The sequence below is a fragment of the Paraburkholderia sp. BL6665CI2N2 genome (assembly GCF_004366535.1).
Taxonomy (GTDB): domain Bacteria; phylum Pseudomonadota; class Gammaproteobacteria; order Burkholderiales; family Burkholderiaceae; genus Paraburkholderia.
Genome location: NZ_SORC01000001.1, coordinates 2,361,368 through 2,379,885 on the forward strand (window position 1 = coordinate 2,361,368; position 18,518 = coordinate 2,379,885).

Consider the following 18,518-nt stretch of genomic DNA (forward strand, 5'->3'; position numbering starts at 1 on the left):
CATTGAAAAAATCAGAATACTTTTACTGGCTCGTGCCGTGTTGGGCGGCTTCAACCGCAGTGTCACGCTTCTTTTTCGCTTCCGCTTTCTTGTGGTCGTAGACTTTTTTGGCAGCCGCGACCTCACGGTTGTATTCGCGATTCGCTGCGGCAACCTGCTGGTGCATCCTGACGATCTCATCAGGATGTTCAGAGGTTGACGATGAACTCGCGCCGGAACTTTGTTGCGCCCAGGCGCCAGGAAGGGACAACAGTGCAGCGGAAGCCGTAATGACGGCCGCGATGGTGCTTTTCATGAATATCTCCGCGTTGGTCTGCCAGGCAGCGGACTTCAGCCTATACAGATTGAGCGAGATGTTATATAGGACTTTGGTCCAATGAGGCGGGTTGGACCGCCTGCACGCTGTGCGGAGTCGGCCAGCTGCTCGCAACGTGCTGCTGATGCTGACAAACCGGGATTTGAGGGCGACGGTCCAAAAGAGCTAGAAACTCATTGCAAACCCGAATGAAACGCCATGCACGTTGTGTCCGAACACGTACCGCACCATCGCGCGCGTGCGCGTGATGATGATGGGATACCTGCTGCTATCGAGTTCAAGCCCGGCTCCCAACGACGTGAGGTCGTTGAACCCCAGCACGCCGGCGCTGTCGCCGTAATAGTGCGAGTACGCGGCTTCCAGCACATAGCGGATCGGCCGGTCCAGCGCGTGCCAGCCGGTGGGGGCTCGCCAGCGTGTCCACAGGCTCAGTTGCTGCGCCATGGCCGATCCCTGAACTGCCTCCGATGAACCGCCGAAGCTGCGCAGGTAGATGTCGGTGGCACGCAGTTCGGCATCGATTTCGTAGTTTTCGCGATAATGCTCGTAGTCGAGCATGAGTGAGCCACCGTAGCCGTACGCGTCCAGCGAGCCGTTCTCGAGAAACTGTAGATTGCGATCAGTGACGTGATTGAAGATCGACTGCCCCACCTTCAGATCGCTTGAAACACGTCCGATCGTACCGTTCAGGATCGGACGGAACACCAGTTCATTTGTGATCCGGAAATCCCAGCCGAGGCCCACCGTGCCGCTGAAAGTGTTCCATCGTGTCGGCACCGGACGCTGCTCCGCGCCCTCTGTAGCCACAAAGGTCGGATCGTAACGACTATAGGCGAGCGTGCCCTCCATGTACAACGGGAACGACTTGCTGATAGTGAAGCCGCCCCCGAACTGCGTCTGACCGAAGCCGGGATTGCCCGTAGTGCCGTTATTGACCGACAGGTTACTGGTCGTAACGTCGGGCACTGTTGTGTAGGTCATGATGGAGAGCACAGCGTTGGCATGTTGCTTCACATTGCCACCGACCGCGGCACTCCCCGTCGGTTGGTTCGGCGCGGTCTGCGCGTTCGACGGGCACGGCAGCAGGGCGAAGGTCAGAGCGCCGTACACCCATGCAGCGCGGCGGGGCCGACGCGTCGGGAGCGCGGGCATTTCAAGCGACCTCGCCATCGCCCGCACAATTGCAACCTGCCACACAGCGTACCGAACGAGCATGACACACTCCTGTCAGTTAGATCGTTCTGCTTGTCTTCCACGAGACCGCCATTCCGTGCCAGCACAATAGTTCGAGACAACCGACCTGGCGCGTCACGACCGCTCAACCGTTCGCAGCACCAGGAGCAGGCTACATCGAAGCCCGCCCAATTGTATCGCTGAACGAGCCGATAGATTTCAGCGCCAATTACTGTAGCTGAGCTCGACGTCCCTATCCTGTGGGCCTAAGGTCTCATTGACCGGCCTGAAGTTCAGGGAACATATTGTGTCAGGGAGGTCCGTCTGTCCGCCGGTCGCGCACCGCGGCTAGAGAAGGAGGTCATGGACGTTCCCGCAGCGCTGGACTGGACACCGACGGGTGTCCGCTGCAATATGAATCGTAGGGAGATAGCAGGCATGGGCTGGAATCGCTGGTACAGTTTGAAGAGCTATCTGAGATCTTCGCTGTGGACCGTGCCGCTCTTCGCCGTCGCGATCTATGCCGTGGTGAAGCCTGTGGCCGAAATGGTGGGCAGGTGGATGATCAGGCAGGGGAGCCTTGATCCTAAGACCGGCTTTCTTGGGCTGTCCATGACTGGCGCGCGGTCGTTGCTCGGTGACATCGTTTCCGCCGACATGGCGTTTCTGGTGTTTACGTTCGGTTCGCTGCTCGTCGCGATCCAGGTCGCTGGCGGTCAGTACACCCCGCGCATCATCGCGACGACACTGCTGCGCGACAACATCATTCGTGGCATCTCGGGATTATTCGTTTTCACACTGCTGTTTGCAAATAGAACGCTGGCGTGGATGGGGGAAAATGAGGTACACCAGCTTCAGTTGTTCATTGCGGCGCTATTTGGGTTCGCTTCGGTCGTCGCTTTCCTTTTCCTGATTGATTACGCCGCGAAATTTCTGCGTCCCGTGAGTCTTGTGGCTCGCGTCGGAGAGCAGGGGATCGCCGTCATCGAGAGCGTTTATCCAACCCTGACTGCGGACGGAGCGACTCCCGCGAAACGTGACAAAGAGCGAGACGTGCCGGACCACATTGTTCGTCACCAAGGCAAGTCCGGCATCGTTCTGGCCTTGAATCTGAAAATGCTGGTGGCCAAGGCAAGGCGTGCCGACGTAGTCATCGAATTCGTGCCGCAAGTCGGTGATTTCGTTGCGATGGGCGAACCCTTGTTCCATTTGTACGGGAACTCTGGCGCAATCGACGACAGCAGGCTGCGCGCGCTCGTTGCTTTCGGAACGGAGCGCACGATGGAGCAGGACCCTATGTTCGCGTTTCGCATCCTGGTGGATATTGCGCTGAAAGCGCTTTCGGCAGCGATCAACGATCCCACCACAGCGGTGCTTGCGATCGATCAGTTGCACCGGCTATTGCGGGTGGTGGGCAAACGGTCTTTGCACATCGAAGAGATGGTGGATGGATCGGGACGGGTGCGTGTGATCTTGTGGACGCCCAAATGGGAAGACTTCGTGCACATTAGTTTCCGCGAGATACGACAGTGCGGCGCGGGGAGCATTCAAATCGCGCGGCGTCTGCGCGCGGCGATAGAGAACCTCATCCAGAGGCTGCCGGAGCATCGTCATGCCGCGTTGCTCGTCGAGCTGATGCTGCTCGATCGCGCGATCGCGTTGAAGCATCCGTTTCCGGAGGACCTGGCGTTGGCACGTATCCCTGACTCGCAAGGGCTTGGGGGTTCGGCAGCCTCGCCGGCGAACAACTAGCCTTGCGGAGGCAAGCCATGCGCAAACTCATATTGGGTATCGTCGAATTCCGCGAGAAAATGCTGCCGCAATACGCGAAGCAGTTCAGCAAGCTCGCGCTTTCGCAAGCGCCTGACGCGCTCTTCATCACGTGCTCGGACAGCCGGGTTGTACCCGATCTGCTTGCCTCGACCCATCCGGGCGATCTGTTCACGATGCGCAACGTCGGCAACCTGGTACCGCCGGCGACCGCAGAGGGAGTGTCTACCGGGGACCTCTCCGAGGCGAGCGCGATCGAGTACGCAGTGCTGGTGTTGAAAGTCGCGAATATTGTTGTGTGCGGGCATTCCGGGTGCGGCGCGATGAAAGCCGTGTCTACACGCAACGCCAAGCTGAAAACGCCGAACCTCGATAAATGGCTGTGCCACGCCAACACCGCGGCGTTTCGCCTCGAACACGAAGGTCCGCTCGATGACAGGCTGAAACCGCACGATCAATTGTCGCAACTCAACGTACTTGTGCAACTCGAGCATCTCATGACTTACCCGATTGTGCGCCAGCAGGTCACTGCCGGGGCGCTGGTGCTGAGCGGCTGGTGGTTCGACATCGCGACTGGCGACATGTATGCCTACCTGCGCATGAGCCGCTCATTCGAAGTCATCGACCGCGCGATGGCTGACCGGATCATTGAGCGCCTTGCCGCACGGGCACGGTGAATGGTTTTGTCGCAGTACGGTTCGCGGAGTAAAGTCGAATCGATATGCAAAGTATTGCTTGCGTTGCCAGATCGTTAACCGCCGTTCACGCGTTGCTGATAGCCAGTTTGAAATGATGCATCGTATTAGCCCATTTTGGTCTAGGATGTAAAAGCCAGAAAGCGAATGGCCCGGTGTCGGCACGGGTCACAAGCACCGGGAGGCACGCTCAATGGGCTTTGTGTTGTCAGCCGTGATTTTTCTAACGTCGACTGGATTCCTTGTCGACGCTGCGCTAGCGCCGACCCCGCCGGCGGTGATTGTGCCAGCCGCCGCTCCCGGTGCAAGCGAAGGCGGCACCACGGTCCCGCAGTTAAGCCCGGAGGGCTCCGGCGAAGCCACCGCTCCCTAGGCAGGCTCTAGTTTTACCTCCATCTACACGGCGCAGTTCGTCCAGAGCGAGTTTTTACTTGCAAGCATTTCATTGGTCAAAAAAAACTGTAAGCGCACTAGCGGTGCTTACGCGAGGCTTCATGAAAACTTCATTCTTGCAGGCGCCGTTGTACGACGTTTTCGATAAATATTTCGATCCTGCGTTTGCTTTCATCGAGAGGACGGAGGAACCATGTGCAGTGGAGTTTGATGCCCAGCCTGCGTCAGTCGCCGCCGATGCGCAGGTGCTTTGCGCGCCGCGCCGTGTGCGGGCACGACGTTTTGCAACGAGGCGGTGCCTTCGCGAGGGCGTCAGGTTCTTCCACTTCCTGCCTGGCCACGCAGCGTGAGCGCCGTGCGTCTTTTGATCGCGGCCATGGCGGTGGCGTGCGGCGCGGGGGCGGTATTCGGAATCGCCTATACGATCGTCGCGGCCCTGCTAATCAGACGTTTTTTCCGGCGCTCGGCGTGCGTGCCGAGCAGCTATCCGCCAGTCACCATCGTCAAACCGCTGTATGGCGACGAGCGGGGACTGCTCGCCAATCTTTCGAGCTTTTGCCACCAGGACTATCCCGGCCCGGTGCAGTTTCTGTTCGGCGTGAACGACCCGGCGGATCCGGCGCTACTCACGGTCGATGCCCTCCGGCGCCTGCATCCCGAAGCACACGTCACCGTGGTCGCCGATGCGCGGCTGTATGGGCCGAACCGCAAGATCAGCAACATCCTGAACATGATGCCGCAAGCGCGATACGACGTACTGGTGTTCGCTGACAGCGACGTGAGCGTTGCACCGGACTACCTGGGCAAGGTCGTCGGCGAGTTGCAGAAGCCGGGCGTCGGACTCGTCACGTGCATGTATTGCGGCAAACCCGAGGCGGGTTTCTGGCCGCGCCTTTCGGCGAAAGCCACCAACTACCAGTTCCTTCCCGGCGTGGTAATCGCCCTCGAACTGGGCCTCGCGCGGCCGTGTTTTGGGCAGACCATCGCGATGCGACGCACGACGCTCGACAAGATCGGCGGCTTTGAGCAATTCGCCAGGCATCTGGCCGAGGATCATGCAATCGGTGAGGCGGTGCGGCTCGCCGGCGAAAAGGTGTCGATCCCGCCCTTCACGGTCGCGCATGCCTGCGTTGAAAGCAGTGCGTGCCAGCTGATCGCGCACGAACTGCGTTGGAGCCGCACGATCCGCCGTGTCGATCCACTCGGGTATCTAGGGTCGGTGCTCGTTCACCCGCTCGCATTCGCACTGTTTGCCGTGATGTTGTCCGGCGCCGCCGCGTGGTCGTGGCAACTCGTCCTCGCGACAATGGGCGCCAGGCTCGCGCTCGAGCTGGTGTCGGACCGCGTTCTGCGTCATGCACATTGCGACCTATGGCTGTCGCCGCTGTGGGATATCGTTTCCTTTGCGATATTCGTCGCGAGTTTCTGGTCGTCGCGTGTGACATGGCGCGGCTTCCGTTTTGAAGTCGATAGTGACGGCCTGTTGTCGTCCGTTCAGGACGAACGGGTAATCGATTGATGAAGCAAAAGCGATTCGCGCGCACAAGTCGGGCTATGCGGGAGCCGGGTTGCTTCGAAGTGCGGGCATCGCTGCTGCGGCGGGTTCTGATGCGCAAATAGCCCGTACTGACGAACTGTTTGCTATAGATGGGATGGATTATCGAGCCGACGCGCGGACGTTCGTCGAAGAGCGCGTCTACGGGTCCACCTCCAGCGTTACGCCGGCGCATCGAAGCACGTGCAGGTAAGCGACCGTATCCCCGACGGCAGCGGCGGCCTGCTCAGCAAGCATCCGCATGTACGCCGACTTCTCGGCGCGCGCCATCATCGTCTCGAGCGCGTCCGAATCTGCGAATCCGTGAGCTGCCGCTGCCCCGAGTACGGCATCGAGAACGCGTCGGGCCGCAACTCGGGCGGCAATCGGCGCCAGCGGGGCGCGATAGGTAAGAAAGCCTGCCATCAGCAAAAATTCGGTCGGGCTGATGTGCTTGCCATTACCAAGAGGAACACCGTCGGTATTGACTCGATCTTGCATCATGGTTCGTCTCCGGCTTTGCAGCAGCAAGCGCTGTGATTGCGCGAATCCGTGTCGCTATTGCCGCTGGCCGTTCCGTAGGGGATTCGACGACGGCCCGGTGCTGCGCGGCGCCGGACGCCCTTTGATGTCCGGGGTGAGTCTCGGGCGGCGCAGAGATAGTCTAGTACAGGATGAATCGCCAATGCCGTCGAAAGCGGCTAGGATTGCCACAGCGTTGTCTTTTAAGTGTGTGTTTCGCTAAGCTGGGCATCGACACCGAGTTGATACGACCTTCCACTTCCAACGTATTCGCGCCGTGACGACCGGCAGGTTAATAGGTCAATTTTTTTGCCATGCCGACACCCTAAGTCGTAGTATTCTTGTTCCGCCTCCTGCTCCCCAGCTTTAGCCGCTGACTCACTACTTCGCGTCGACTGTCGTGCGGCTCTGAGAATATGATGGTGCGGCGAATCGCTGCACACCAGTTCCCCCGGGGCCCATAGGAGACGACGACGTCCAAAGCAACTCCAGCCATTGTCATCTTTTTGAAGGCTTCGAAACACTTGGCGAACATCGCCGAGGCCTGGCGAGTCCGTGCGGGTGACCGATCCCGGCCACGCAGACTATTCTCTTCGAGGGCATCCATGAAAACGCTGTTTCTGCAGGCACCTTCATATGAAGGCTTCGACGGCGGAGCGGGTTCACGCTTCCAAACGAAGCGCGAGATTCGATCATTCTGGTATCCAACGTGGCTAGTCCAGCCCGCTGCGCTGATTGAGGATAGCCGCGTCGTGGATGCTCCCGCGGACGGCCTGTCGCTGGAAACGACACTCGATATTGCTCAGCAATACGAACTGGTCATTATTCACACAAGCTCCCCATCGTTCCAGAGCGATGTTCAATTCGCAGAGCACTTAAAGCAGCGCAAGCCCTCAATCCTCATCGGGATGATCGGGGCAAAAGTCGCCGTCGATCCTCAGGGCTCATTAGCCGCGAGCGACGCACTCGACTTCGTGTGCCGTGAAGAATTCGACTTCACTTGTCGCGAGATCGCACAGGGCCTCCCGTTCGCATCGATTCTCGGTCTCAGCTATCGCCTGCCTGACGGCGGGATCACGCACAACGAGGCCCGGCCGATTCTCGAAGACATGGACCAGTTACCGTTCGTCTCGCCGATCTACAAGCGCGACCTGACGCCTGAGAACTACTTCAGCGGCTATCTCAAGCATCCGTATCTGTCGCTCTACACAGGGCGAGGCTGCAAATCCAGGTGCACCTTTTGCCTCTGGCCGCATACGGTCGGGGGGCATCGCTACCGCACGCGTTCGGTTGAGAACGTCCTCGCAGAAGTGAAATGGATCAGGGACAACATGCCCGAAATCAGGGAGATCATGTTCGACGACGATACCTTTACGGATCTCAGACCGAGAGCCGAGGAGATCGCTCGTGGTCTTGGCAAGTTAGGGGTGACGTGGTCGTGCAACGCAAAGGCGAACGTGCCGTATTCAACCCTCAAGGTCATGAAAGAAAATGGGCTGCGGCTCCTGCTCGTCGGGTACGAATCCGGCGACGACCAGATTCTCGTGAACGTCAAAAAGGGCTTGCGGACCGATATGGCTCGCCAGTTCAGTGACGATTGCCGCAAGCTCGGCATCAAGATCCACGGCACGTTCATTCTCGGGCTTCCCGGCGAGACGCGCGAAACGATCCAGAAGACGATCGAATACGCGAAAGAGATCAACCCCCACACGATTCAGGTTTCACTCGCTGCGCCCTATCCGGGAACCGTCCTTCATAAGCAGGCGGTCGAGAATGGATGGTTGAATGAAGGGAAGGTCATCGCCCTCATCAATTCGACTGGCACCCAAGCTTCCACTATCGGCTATCCGCATCTGTCGCGCGAAGAGATCTACCTTGGCGTTGAGGAATTCTACAAACGCTTTTATTTCAGACCGACAAAGATCTGGGAAATCGTCCGCGAGATGCTGATAAGTTGGGAGATGATGAAACGGCGCCTGCAGGAAGGCGTAGAGTTTTTCAGATATCTTCACTCGCGCAGGGCATGAAGCGCTATTCTGGTTCTCTAAATCTCCCTACCTAGTTCGCAGAATCCCCATACTCTTCCCGAAAAAACCGCTCTCCGGGGGAAGTCCGGAGATTTCGCGAGCCAAGATCGGCTAGTTTCGACTGGTAAACAATATTTTTGTAAATTTTTCAATGAATTCGCAGACAAAGACTGGAGATTTTGAGAATTGCAATGGTCCGACGGAGGTAGGTTTCGTAGGAAGACGACGTGGAGGATGAGCCAATTCCGGCTCATTGCTTGATCGCCGCACGCAGACCCTCAGGGTAGCCCGGCCAAATCTCTCTCACGGTTTTCTGGCTCGGACGCGCAGAGCCTTATCGGGCGGCCCTTCGGCCGAGCGCTTGACTGTGCGGAGCTAAGCGGTAGGGAGATTTGCAGAACTGAGCGGGGCTGCCTTATTGCGGATGTAGCCAAAAAGATGCGCAATGCTGCCAAATCTTAAGGCAATGGAGCCGAAACGACGTCAGCCGAGCGAGCGGCTGCCCGGGTACAGCCTTTCAATCGGGAAATTCTCTGCGGCAGGCGAAACGACAACGCCCTCGGAATAAAACAGTTGCGAGGCAGGTTCTGTCGCTTCAGGCAGTCGCGCGAAGGGGACGACCTGGTCTGGGGTCAGCCATCTCAATCGAGAACGTTGGAGCGGCTCACATCGCTGCATGGTCATTGCGGACAAGACTATGTTGTAGTAGGCGAGAATGACAGCCTTAACAGGAAGTCGTTGCATTCCGCCAAGCGTTGAGAGCCGGCTGAACTTGTGCCGTACGTCGTCGACTGCTAGCGACTCCCATTCGTGAGAAAAATTTCGCGGACGCTCACAGAACATCCGAACAAAGACGAATGCCATGCTCTTCAACTGTTCGCGCTCGGTTCTGATTATGCTATTCAAATCGAGATCGGTGAAGCTGGCGTCGTCATACATATGTCCGTCATTGGCGAACGATGCAATCGATCGTAAGGCGGATAGATAAACGGATCCAGAAGTCTGCATCCATGAGTTTGAATTTGCCTCGGTTGAGCCTGCTACGTCTTCGCCTGCTGCAAGCCTTAGCGACCATGGCAACGCATAGAGGGGTTGCCTGAGCACGGTCGTGCGCGCCGAGGGGAGTGGATGAAAGCTGTCCACCAGACGTTTTCTGTCGCATCCCCACTGGCCCCAGTCGTATGCTGAATTACGATTCTGTCGTATCAGCTGTTCGACTGGCCACAGCCTGGCTTGGGCCTGCGAAAGCCAGTCCATAGACTGTTGGAAACGTTCACCGGAACTCGCCAGCGACTGACGGAATTCAAGATGAGATCTGTACGACGATGCATTTCCGTAAATCAGCTTTTTGCACCGTCCGCAAACATAAGCCTTGTAGCCCTTTTGTAGGACCGATTCGATTGTGCCGACGGGAGATGCACAGTGAACACAGACTTCCAGAATTGGAGTTGCATGCAACAAGCATGTATCAGCTGTAGCGAGTTGATGGAATGTGCTGTGAAATTGATCTTCGAGGCAATGGCGACAGAAGCGGAAGTTGTCGGGTAGCAGCAGCCCAACGGTGTAGGGCAATTCGAAAGACAGGCGTTGATCGAGAGTTTCGGACCACTCGCGGGCAGTCAATTCCTCGTCGAAAGCGACAATCGCCGGGCGCCAGTGGGGGCCGGGTGATTGTTGCAAGCGCATCCCAATCGCTTCTTCGCCCTGCTTCAGCGAGAAGGCGTTTGACGCGAGAAAGCGAAGCGCAACCGAGAGCGACGATTCAGTTGGTGCTGGCATCTCCGCGCGGCCAACCATACCTGACCGCAAATCCGCAGAGTTAATTCGTTTGGTCACGCTAACTGACCTCAGTGCGTCAGCATGCGTCGTGACGTCCCGTAAACTAATTGCGTGCCCAACCGGAGCATCATTACGCGGGATATCTGACGACGCGCTGCTCCATAGGCTGATGGCCGCATAGACAGCATCGAGCTGGTCTTCTGAGACCGCCCTCATCGCGTCACGCGCCAGTAACTCCAGCGCGGCCGACTCGCCAGTTCGCACTGCAATGTTAGGCAGTAGCTCGTGCTGTAGATTATGGGGAATGCCTGTGCAACGCTCGATTGACGTGGCGGACATACCGCTGCCCCTGAGCCTCAGAGCACGAACGCAGTATTCAAAAGTGGGGTAGAGCGACGGATGCATACTGATGACTCAACGGTTAACCATCAATGTTCACATCTGTTCCCTCAGCATCACTAGCAACTACCATCGAGGTATGGCCGGCGGCATGCTTAGGCCTCCATTGCAACTAGTGAAGCGAGGGTAAGCGCGGAAGCAAACGGTGAAGACCTTCGTGGGTTCCGAGGGGTCGGCCGCAATCGGACTGATCGCGTGCCACCTCTCAAATCGCAGTACGCGGATGGCGCAAACGGGCCGCAACCTCAGCTCTAGAGAAACTCGAGGGGTGAGATGCCCAACGCATTGGCAAATCTCTCGATTGTCTCCAGTGTGACGTTTTTCCTTCCCGACTCCACGACGCTGACACGGTTCCGATCGACTTCGACCTTTTCGGCGAGCTCTCGCTGATTCAGTCCGTTTTCAGCACGCCACTTCCGGATGCGCGTTGCCATGCCTTCGGTTATCTGCTGCGCAGTCTTATCGCTTCTTTCGCCGCCGACCATTTCGCTAACGCTGGTTTTTAAAGCGCTAGCTATAAGGACGGCTTTTGAAATCGAAAGATTGGGTGCGCTCTTCTCGATGCGGCTCACCGCACTTCGGTCAAGTCCTAACGGGACGCCGAAGGCCTCCTGGGTCAGACCCAGGTTGTCCCGACGGATACGCATCTCTTCCGCGAACAGCTTCGCAAGTTCCGCCATGCACAGCCCTGCATTGAAAAGCCGTCATCATTGGGCTTTGCAGGCAATTCGTCTACAACATCGGAATTGTAAAGCTTGATGTTGAAAACTTAAATGTCATAAAGTTTTATGTTGTAGACGTTGAGATTTACAATTTATTTGTCTACAATCGCATCACCAACACCCCTAGGCCAGCGAGTGGCCTCGTCGCACGCCGCCGTCGGTGCGCGGCGACAGGATGTCCATCAGCTTTTGAAGGTCAGATAGATATGGTTCTTGTGTTCATCTGTCTCGACTGGATCGCACCATACGATCCAGCTCAGGCAATCGGAGAAAACGAGCTAGGCGTTCTAAAGCCCGCTGATGCCCGAGAGGAGTGTATTTCCGTGCTCGCCTCCTGTATTGACCAGTTTGCAGGCGCGTACACGGTACTAGCGACGAGACGCATGATGGGCCGCAGGCTTTCGGGAATTCAGGGCACTCTCGGCGAGCTGACTGGGAAAATCCGTGACTCGGTTAACACAGTTGGTGATTCGGCATACGAGTTGATCAGTGACTTCCTGGTGGCTAGTAGCTTTACGACCGGTCAGTCCTTCGAGTGGGTGGCTTTTGTCCACACCGGGGAAGATTTCCCGCAAGAACACCGGCATCGAATTGCGGAATTTAGTGGGCACGCGGAGCGCTTTGCGTCGGCGTGCGGCGAACTGACGCGGCGTATAGCTCGCAGCGGTGACTCGGCATTCACCGAGCCCACCGCGCAGGAGATGTCCGCTCTGCTTGGTGACCGCCGTACGGTTGATGCGATTCGAAAACGTATGACGCGCACGCGAACGTATTCCTGAAATTTCAAACTCCAGATTGTGCTTATGCGAATTCAGATTGCCTCCGATCTTCACCACGAGAGTCCCTCCAGTGACAGTTCGTTAGCACGCGCCTTGACACCAGCGCCGGGAGCCGACGCGTTAGTCCTGGCCGGCGATATTCACGTGGGTACGGCGGCCATGAATCTGTACCAGAACTACGCGATTCTTGTGATCTACGTGCACGGTAACCAGGAGCCGATGCAGAACTGCTATCCGGCGTTGATCGATGAGTTCGAACAGCGTTCGAGCGGGACATCGGTCAGATTTCTCCAGAACGACGAGGTCGTACTCTCAGGGACGCGTTTTCTCGGCGCATGCCTATGGAGCGACTACCTGCTTTTTCCATTGCGTTTTAGCGATTCTCTTGAACACGCTCGACATGCCATTACCGACTACAAGCTGGTACGGAAAGCAGATGGCAAGTCTTTTCGTCCGGAGGATGCGATAGGACATCAGCGAGAAACACTACTCTGGCTGCGAGAGCGGCTAGATGCACCGTTTGCGGGCAAAACGGTGGTCGTAATTCACCATCTGCCAAGCGGCAGGTCTGTAGAACCCAGGCATCGAGAGCACAAACTGGCGCCTGCCTGTGCATCCGATCTCGAACTCCTTGTTGAGAGAGCGGACCTATGGATTCATGGCCATGCTCATTGGTCGGCTGACTACCAGATTGGCAAGTGCCGGGTCGTATGCAACCCGCGAGGACGTCCAGGGCGAAACGGAACCAACTTGGCTACTCGGTACGAAAACGCCCATTTCAACCCGACTCTGACTGTCGACATCTAGACACTTTCTTCGAGGCCACACGATGCCTGTTGGCGTTTATACATGCAGCGACGACGTAGTACTTGAGCGCTGGTCAATCAGAGAAACTGACACTGGTACAAGGCATTTTGTTGGATTCAACATCGTCAATCGAGAGGGAAGGGTGAGTACGCCAATTCTGACGTTCGACCCTGACTCGCGCACGGGAACAACAGAAAGCGGAAGCACCTACACGCTGGTTGGGCGAGCCGGCCGTGACAGCGACGGAGAATATGTGTGGGGCCATGCAGCGAGAGCGTGGAAAGTAAAAAACTGGAGGGACGTTACGCCAGAGTTGGTGCCCGACTGGCGCATGTGGCTGCCAAAATGCAAGCAAAATGACCACGGGGACAGCGAGGGCGAACTTCTGTCGTACTGGGACCTGACTGCGCAGCCCGCTCAATCGAACGACGGATTTCGAGTAGATGCAGTGCGATATCGAGCGAGCATCTACACGCGACGCTATGGTGACAAGGTGAATACTTCCGAGCCGATTTCAATTATTAATGGAAATGGTTCAGTTGTGTTTTTTCGCCCGGTTCCCGCTAATAATAAATTGCAGTTTCTGGTCGCAATGCGAGCTCTGTTGGTGGAAAGATTGAAGCGAGCCCAGTTGATCGACGAGATTTCGCATATGCAGCCCTGCCTGACTGTGATCCTTGAGAATTCGTCTCGTGTGAACGATGAAATCGGCGAGCAGGTAGCCCGACTTAATCTTACCATCCATGACGGAAGCTTAAGCGGACGAATGGTAATCGCGGATCATCTTGACCTGAATTACGGACCTGTATCATTACGCAGACGACGAGGAGTCTGGGATGCAGTGCTCCGGATGCTGCCAGATTGGGGTGACGTTGGCTTGATTTCCCGAATGGATTATTGAATGAATCGCGATCAAGCAGTGTTCTGACGCGCACGCACCTATCAGGGAAGTGTCTTTGGTCCGGAGGTGCCACCACCCATAATTTCAGTGGTCTCAGGTAAGGCCGAACTCACTTCGAGCTCATCGCCGGAAGACTGTTTCAACGAGCATGTCGTCTCTCACGTACGTTGCGCCGTCGAAGCCGCAATCAACTCCGCAGACATGCGCGTGGTCGACGCGGCGGCTCCCTTGAGCCCCTTTATGACGATCGAAATTGATACGTTCACCAGCGAGGCTGAAGAGCACAGAGGAGACTGGAGTCAAGTGGCGCGGCTTGATTTTATTACAGACGGACGTGTCGTTCACGCTGGGATTTGGATGAACGAGGGGCCAGAGAAGCTTCTGCCTACCATCCCTGTGTTAGACGGAGATACGGCCTGGTCCGTATTCGTCCGGTTACTCGAACGGCAGAGTGACTCGTGTACCGACGGTTGACACAATCTGCCGTGAATGACCGAAGGCGCGTTGGCGATCGGCTCCGTTCGAATTAAATCCTACTCGCGAGCCAATTTAGCGTCTTCCTGTTTGGAGCAACTGGAGGCACGATTGAAGGTAGGTCGAAAAGAAAGCACGAAACCACGGACTATTCCTAAATTCAGCTTTGGAGAGAAACGCAGGATTCTGCGTGCCGTCCGGTCGACTCTGACGTCAGCGACAGTTAGAGCAGCGCTTTACGCTTTGTCCGACGAGAAGCTGGGGCGAGAGTTCAAGCGTGCATTGCGGCGAGTGCTTCGAATGTCCAGGCGCTCACGACGGCTTGCCCGACGGGCCAGTATAAGAGCAAGGGTCGACTCAGGAAAGGAGTGACAATGACGATCCCAATCGAGCGCAGCGTTGCAGTGTTAAGAGCACGTGACCTCCTGATTGAGCTGGCAACTAAATCAAACGTTGATAGCAGAAAGGCGTTGCGAGAGCGGGCACGCTCGCTACTCCGGCACTATCCTGAACCGCTTCATCTCAGAATTTCGTCTGCGTGGCTGCCAGAGATTTGGGCGGATCCCGGCTCAAAGTGGCAAGACTGATGGTGCAGGAGCGAACCGTCGCTCTTCATCGAAGGGGGAGGCGACTGCGCGCCGTGAAGATGTCCCTCGACTCTTCGGTGGAAAACGTAGCTGGCCGGGTGATAGCCAGCCAGAGCAGTTACCGCCCAGTTTGCGCCGGAAGAGGCCCAGTCTACGCGGCTGGAACTCAGCAAAAACCCGATGTTCGACGCACAAAGATCTGCAACACTACGGCATCTAAGGCTTGATGAGGGTGGACTTCGCTGATTCGGTCGAATTGCCCAACGAAGGCGGAGTTCGGCGAAGGATGCGTTGCATGCGAATTCTACTGCGTGTAAATCATGTCGTTAGTCAACAAAATTAAGGCGTTCGAAGGCGTCTTTGTCGTGCTCGATGTTTCTTGCATTGATGAGATGGATAGCGATCAGGTACGTTTCAACGTGGATCCTGCTCGATCAATGCTGACATTCGTCGTTTTGTCCCGCTTTGGCGGGAAGAAGGAGTGGCGCTTCCCGTGACTCCCGGAACCATTGCGCGTCTTGCTTACAGCGCTGCCTGCTTTCCATCGTAGAAGCCACTGGCAAGGCGAGCTGAGAGGGTCTTGCGATCAATTTTGCCTACCGCCGTTTCGGGCAGCGAATCCACAAATAGCACCTCGTGTGGCACATAGATGCGCGAGAGGCGTCTTTTCACAGCATCCTGTACTTGTTGCACGCTTGTCGTACCTGGATTTTTCGATACAACGAATGCAACCGGCACTTCGCCGAGATCCTTTTCCGCACGCCCAACCACGCAGCACGAGATAACATCTTCTTCTGCGACGATCACACTTTCGATCAGCAAAGGTGACAGGTTCTCGCCGCCTCGAATGATTACGTCCTTGATGCGACCTGTTACGTAAAGATAGCCGTCGTCATCAAAACGACCGAGGTCGCCTGTGCGCAGCCACCCGTCGATGACGGTGCGGGCGGTGGCATCGTCTGCGCCAAGATATTTGTTCATCAGGTTTGGCCCGGAGATGCAGATTTCACCTTCGACGCCGGGCGTATCGCTGATCGTGCCATCAACGGTGCGCAATCCTACGGTCTGTCCCGACAACACCTTACCGACCGACCCAATGCGCCGTGCGGCTGGCGGATTCAGAGTACTCGTACAGGTCGCCTCCGATAAGCCATACGAAATTACCAGCGGACAGCCAAGCTTCGCTTCCACCTCGCGATGCAAGGCTTCTGTGATCGGTGCCGAGCCGCAGCGAGCCATGCGCAAGGTCGAGAGCGTGTCGGCGTCGAAATGCTGCGCGAGCATGCGCGAGTACATCGTCGGCACTCCGGTGATGACAGTCGGCTTGAAGCGGGCCATCAGATCGGGCATGTCTTCTGCACGAAATCGAGAGCAAAACGCTACCAAAGAGCCAGAGAGTAACGGCGCGAAGAGCTGGTTGTTCACACCGTTTGTGTGATAGATCGGCATAACGTGCAGCAAGCGGTCGTCCGTTGATAGCATGCTTTGTTCGACCACACCGAGGGCGTTGTTCACGAGCGCGGCCTGAGTAAGCTGCACGACCTTTGGCCGACCCGTGCTGCCGGATGTGAAGAGCAGAAGCGCGGGACAATCAGCCGTGACATTGATTGTAGAAAAATACCATGGTTCCGTCAGGCACGCGAAGCTCAGAACCGTAACAACATAGCGTGTCGAAAGTGATTCAACGAAGGCCGTATTCTCCGCATCATGCACGAGGAAGCGCGCACGCGTTTCGACCAGCCGTGCACTCACTTCGCCCGAAGCGAGTCCGGGTTCGAAGATGCAAGGGCACAGTCCAGCGCGAATCGACGCCAGCAGGAGCACTACCGCGTCGAGTGAACGGTCCATCAGGATCGCGACGACATCGCCGGGACTCGCATCGCGGCTCAAAAGCCCCGTTGCAACGGCGTCTGTAGCTTCAGCAAGCTCGGCGTACGTCAGAGTGCGCGTGCCATCGGTCAGTGCAGGGAGGCTCGCCACGCCGCTTGCATGCCAGTACTGGTCGAAAGCTTGTGCAAGGCTCGTCGGTCTGGCGTCCAGGTTCAATGCGGTGAATGTCTTCAATGTCGTCATCTGAGTTGGACGGCTGCATCGCGTTCGAATTTCCCGCGCGGGTCCAGCGAAGTGAGCGCCTCTTGCTCCCTTCGGGTGGGCGGTGTGGTGGGTCCGGCGCCAGACGCGTCAAACGCGAATCCGGTTCGCTCACGCACTTCCTCCAGGCTTGAATTCGGGTGCCATGATTGCAGCGCGAGCCCGCCCTCTCGCTTCACGAATACCGCGATTGGCGTGACGACGCCGTGCATACCGCCCCACGACGTAACGAAGTCGAGCTTCTCCACGAGCGTCCGCTTCGAATGCTCCGTGCGCCACGTACAGGCGCGTTTCGCAGTGGGAAGCATCACCGCCCCGCCTCCACCTCCGGGCAGGCGCACTTTCGGATGCGCCCAGTCCCCGATGCAGGAGTTATTCGCGTTGCCTTGGCCATCAAGTTGCGCCGCGCCCAGGAAAGTCAGGTCCATGCGGCCGCGCGTGCAAAGGTCGTAGAAATCCTCGTTGGCAAAGATCGAGGATGAGCCTTCGGCCAGCAGCGGGTCGGAACTTGATATAGGGATTGAGGAGGGCGACGGGTCGACACCGCCTGCGACGTTGATATAGACGAAGTCCCAGTCATATGCTTTTTTGGCTAGCAGGCATGCGAGCATCGGCAGCGTCGAATTCACGCCGCTGAAGGTAATCTCGTTCGGGCGGATGAAGCGCGAGAGGTTCGTGACAATGTAGGAAAAGCCATTCCATTGCTCAGCCATGTTGACTCACCTCCATCTCAGGTGCTGCGTCGAGATGACGAACCAGTGCTGCCGGGTCTTCATCGAGATATGCTTCGACGGCCGGATAGTCGATTGCATAAGAGGGCCAGCATGAGCCTGGCCACGCACCGTTCTTGACGATCGCGTAGTTCTGCACCATGAAGTAAGGCACAACGGTAAGTTCAGGTTGATCCGCGAAATTTTCCTCGGACACTTCTTCAGCGACGACGAGTACGCTCTTCGCGGCACGACTCATGATGCGGTCCCAGTGATAGGTGCCCGCGACGCGCACATTGCCTAGCCGGTCGACGCTCGATGCGTGTATCGCGGCAAAGTCGGGGGAAATCGCTGGAATTACATAGGTTTTCTGGTCGCTGCCGTAAGGGTCGTCGAGGCACTTCCAGCCGTTGACCCGGACCAGCTCACTGCCGTGCAAGCCACCACACGGCATGAAAGGTACGCCAAACGCCGCCGCGCGCAATCCTGCGGTAAGGCTCGCACACGCATGCTCTTCGAGTTCGAGATGCCCTTTTTCCACTGCACGCCGGTACGAAGGGGCGAGTCCAAAATTCCCTTCCATCGCGACGATGCCGCAGCGCGCACGCGACGCGACACCTGCACGGCACAAAATATCAATGTCATAACCCGGCGACTGTTTGATGATCTCGATGTCGCGCTTTTCCTGACGGATCAATTCGCGCACGAACGCGAAAGGTCCGCGATGCAGGAAGCTGCCGCCCAGCCCCAGCGATGCGCCGTTCGGCACAAGCGCTACGAGCTCGACGAGTGAGAGTTCCTTTTCCTTACTGGCGAATCCCGAGTTCATGTTGATGTCT

At 57.2% G+C, this 18,518-nt stretch carries 16 protein-coding genes; 8 read left to right on the plus strand and 8 right to left on the minus strand.

Annotated elements, in window-relative coordinates:
* Positions 1-22 precede the first annotated feature (22 nt).
* Together B0G81_RS10595 and B0G81_RS10600 are read right to left on the minus strand one after the other, a co-directional pair.
* Positions 23-295 carry a hypothetical protein gene (locus tag B0G81_RS10595; RefSeq protein WP_106277844.1) on the minus strand — a complete coding sequence of 91 codons (273 nt, stop codon included), beginning with the start codon at positions 293-295 and terminating at the stop codon, positions 23-25.
* Positions 296-481: 186 nt separating this feature from the next.
* Positions 482-1,468, minus strand: coding sequence for a hypothetical protein (locus B0G81_RS10600; protein ID WP_243856756.1), 987 nt, complete (start codon positions 1,466-1,468; stop codon positions 482-484).
* Between the two features lie 384 nt (positions 1,469-1,852).
* Between B0G81_RS10600 and B0G81_RS10605 the strand changes: the two genes are divergently transcribed.
* The 3 genes from B0G81_RS10605 (at position 1,853) to hpnI (ending at position 5,866) form a co-directional block, all read left to right on the plus strand.
* Positions 1,853-3,241, plus strand: a complete 1,389-nt coding sequence (locus B0G81_RS10605) for a DUF2254 domain-containing protein (RefSeq protein ID WP_243856413.1) — start codon at positions 1,853-1,855, stop codon at positions 3,239-3,241.
* 17 nt (positions 3,242-3,258) lie between these two features.
* Positions 3,259-3,936, plus strand: coding sequence for a carbonic anhydrase (locus B0G81_RS10610; RefSeq protein ID WP_106277838.1), 678 nt, complete (start codon positions 3,259-3,261; stop codon positions 3,934-3,936).
* Positions 3,937-4,693: 757 nt separating this feature from the next.
* The gene (hpnI, locus tag B0G81_RS10615; protein ID WP_166678950.1) at positions 4,694-5,866 is read left to right on the plus strand and encodes a bacteriohopanetetrol glucosamine biosynthesis glycosyltransferase HpnI; all 1,173 of its coding nucleotides are present in this window, start codon (positions 4,694-4,696) and stop codon (positions 5,864-5,866) included.
* Positions 5,867-6,043: 177 nt separating this feature from the next.
* On the opposite strand, the gene B0G81_RS10620 is transcribed toward hpnI, so the two are convergent.
* Positions 6,044-6,385, minus strand: a complete 342-nt coding sequence (locus B0G81_RS10620) for a hypothetical protein (RefSeq protein WP_106277833.1) — start codon at positions 6,383-6,385, stop codon at positions 6,044-6,046.
* 623 nt (positions 6,386-7,008) lie between these two features.
* Here B0G81_RS10620 and hpnJ point away from each other — a divergent pair.
* Positions 7,009-8,430, plus strand: a complete 1,422-nt coding sequence (gene hpnJ, locus B0G81_RS10625) for a hopanoid biosynthesis associated radical SAM protein HpnJ (RefSeq protein WP_134135104.1) — start codon at positions 7,009-7,011, stop codon at positions 8,428-8,430.
* A 483-nt stretch (positions 8,431-8,913) separates the two neighbouring features.
* On the opposite strand, the gene B0G81_RS10630 is transcribed toward hpnJ, so the two are convergent.
* Positions 8,914-10,548 (minus strand): hypothetical protein, encoded by a 1,635-nt coding sequence (locus B0G81_RS10630; protein WP_134135109.1) that lies wholly within the window; start codon positions 10,546-10,548, stop codon positions 8,914-8,916.
* Between the two features lie 311 nt (positions 10,549-10,859).
* Complete coding sequence (locus tag B0G81_RS10635; RefSeq protein WP_134135114.1) at positions 10,860-11,288, minus strand: helix-turn-helix transcriptional regulator; 429 nt, start codon at positions 11,286-11,288, stop codon at positions 10,860-10,862.
* A gap of 248 nt (positions 11,289-11,536) precedes the next feature.
* On the opposite strand from B0G81_RS10635, the gene B0G81_RS10640 reads away from it, so the two are divergent.
* The 4 genes from B0G81_RS10640 (at position 11,537) to B0G81_RS43560 (ending at position 15,375) form a co-directional block, all read left to right on the plus strand.
* Positions 11,537-12,109 (plus strand): hypothetical protein, encoded by a 573-nt coding sequence (locus B0G81_RS10640; RefSeq protein ID WP_134135118.1) that lies wholly within the window; start codon positions 11,537-11,539, stop codon positions 12,107-12,109.
* A gap of 24 nt (positions 12,110-12,133) precedes the next feature.
* Positions 12,134-12,916 carry a metallophosphoesterase gene (locus B0G81_RS10645; RefSeq protein ID WP_134135121.1) on the plus strand — a complete coding sequence of 261 codons (783 nt, stop codon included), beginning with the start codon at positions 12,134-12,136 and terminating at the stop codon, positions 12,914-12,916.
* 22 nt (positions 12,917-12,938) lie between these two features.
* Positions 12,939-13,817: a hypothetical protein gene (locus B0G81_RS44135; protein WP_208328523.1), complete on the plus strand. Its 879-nt coding sequence runs from the start codon at positions 12,939-12,941 to the stop codon at positions 13,815-13,817.
* A 1,381-nt stretch (positions 13,818-15,198) separates the two neighbouring features.
* Positions 15,199-15,375, plus strand: coding sequence for a hypothetical protein (locus tag B0G81_RS43560; RefSeq protein ID WP_166678951.1), 177 nt, complete (start codon positions 15,199-15,201; stop codon positions 15,373-15,375).
* A gap of 25 nt (positions 15,376-15,400) precedes the next feature.
* Here B0G81_RS43560 and B0G81_RS10655 read toward each other — a convergent pair whose 3' ends face one another.
* From B0G81_RS10655 to B0G81_RS10665, 3 genes are read right to left on the minus strand one after another with little or no spacing between them, the layout of a single operon-like run.
* Positions 15,401-16,951, minus strand: a complete 1,551-nt coding sequence (locus B0G81_RS10655; RefSeq protein WP_134135125.1) for a class I adenylate-forming enzyme family protein — start codon at positions 16,949-16,951, stop codon at positions 15,401-15,403.
* A complete protein-coding gene (locus B0G81_RS10660) occupies positions 16,948-17,682 on the minus strand; it encodes a CoA-transferase (protein WP_134135127.1) in 735 nt (244 codons plus the stop codon). Before B0G81_RS10660 ends, B0G81_RS10655 begins: the two co-directional genes overlap by 4 nt.
* Entirely contained in the window at positions 17,675-18,508 is an 834-nt protein-coding gene (locus B0G81_RS10665; protein ID WP_134135129.1) for a CoA transferase, read from the minus strand. Before B0G81_RS10665 ends, B0G81_RS10660 begins: the two co-directional genes overlap by 8 nt.
* Positions 18,509-18,518 lie beyond the last annotated feature (10 nt).

Excerpts from the sequence above, each read along its gene's own strand:
- B0G81_RS10595 (WP_106277844.1), bottom strand. The coding sequence starts at position 295 with ATGAAAAGCACCATCGCGGCCGTCATTACGGCTTCCGCTGCACTGTTG.
- B0G81_RS10600 (WP_243856756.1), bottom strand. The coding sequence starts at position 1,468 with ATGCCCGCGCTCCCGACGCGTCGGCCCCGCCGCGCTGCATGGGTGTAC.
- B0G81_RS10605 (WP_243856413.1), top strand. The coding sequence starts at position 1,853 with ATGGACGTTCCCGCAGCGCTGGACTGGACACCGACGGGTGTCCGCTGC.
- B0G81_RS10610 (WP_106277838.1), top strand. The coding sequence starts at position 3,259 with ATGCGCAAACTCATATTGGGTATCGTCGAATTCCGCGAGAAAATGCTG.
- B0G81_RS10620 (WP_106277833.1), bottom strand. The coding sequence starts at position 6,385 with ATGATGCAAGATCGAGTCAATACCGACGGTGTTCCTCTTGGTAATGGC.
- hpnJ (WP_134135104.1), top strand. The coding sequence starts at position 7,009 with ATGAAAACGCTGTTTCTGCAGGCACCTTCATATGAAGGCTTCGACGGC.
- B0G81_RS10630 (WP_134135109.1), bottom strand. The coding sequence starts at position 10,548 with ATGTCCGCCACGTCAATCGAGCGTTGCACAGGCATTCCCCATAATCTA.
- B0G81_RS10635 (WP_134135114.1), bottom strand. The coding sequence starts at position 11,288 with ATGGCGGAACTTGCGAAGCTGTTCGCGGAAGAGATGCGTATCCGTCGG.
- B0G81_RS10640 (WP_134135118.1), top strand. The coding sequence starts at position 11,537 with ATGGTTCTTGTGTTCATCTGTCTCGACTGGATCGCACCATACGATCCA.
- B0G81_RS10645 (WP_134135121.1), top strand. The coding sequence starts at position 12,134 with ATGCGAATTCAGATTGCCTCCGATCTTCACCACGAGAGTCCCTCCAGT.
- B0G81_RS44135 (WP_208328523.1), top strand. The coding sequence starts at position 12,939 with ATGCCTGTTGGCGTTTATACATGCAGCGACGACGTAGTACTTGAGCGC.
- B0G81_RS43560 (WP_166678951.1), top strand. The coding sequence starts at position 15,199 with ATGTCGTTAGTCAACAAAATTAAGGCGTTCGAAGGCGTCTTTGTCGTG.
- B0G81_RS10655 (WP_134135125.1), bottom strand. The coding sequence starts at position 16,951 with ATGACGACATTGAAGACATTCACCGCATTGAACCTGGACGCCAGACCG.
- B0G81_RS10660 (WP_134135127.1), bottom strand. The coding sequence starts at position 17,682 with ATGGCTGAGCAATGGAATGGCTTTTCCTACATTGTCACGAACCTCTCG.
- B0G81_RS10665 (WP_134135129.1), bottom strand. The coding sequence starts at position 18,508 with ATGAACTCGGGATTCGCCAGTAAGGAAAAGGAACTCTCACTCGTCGAG.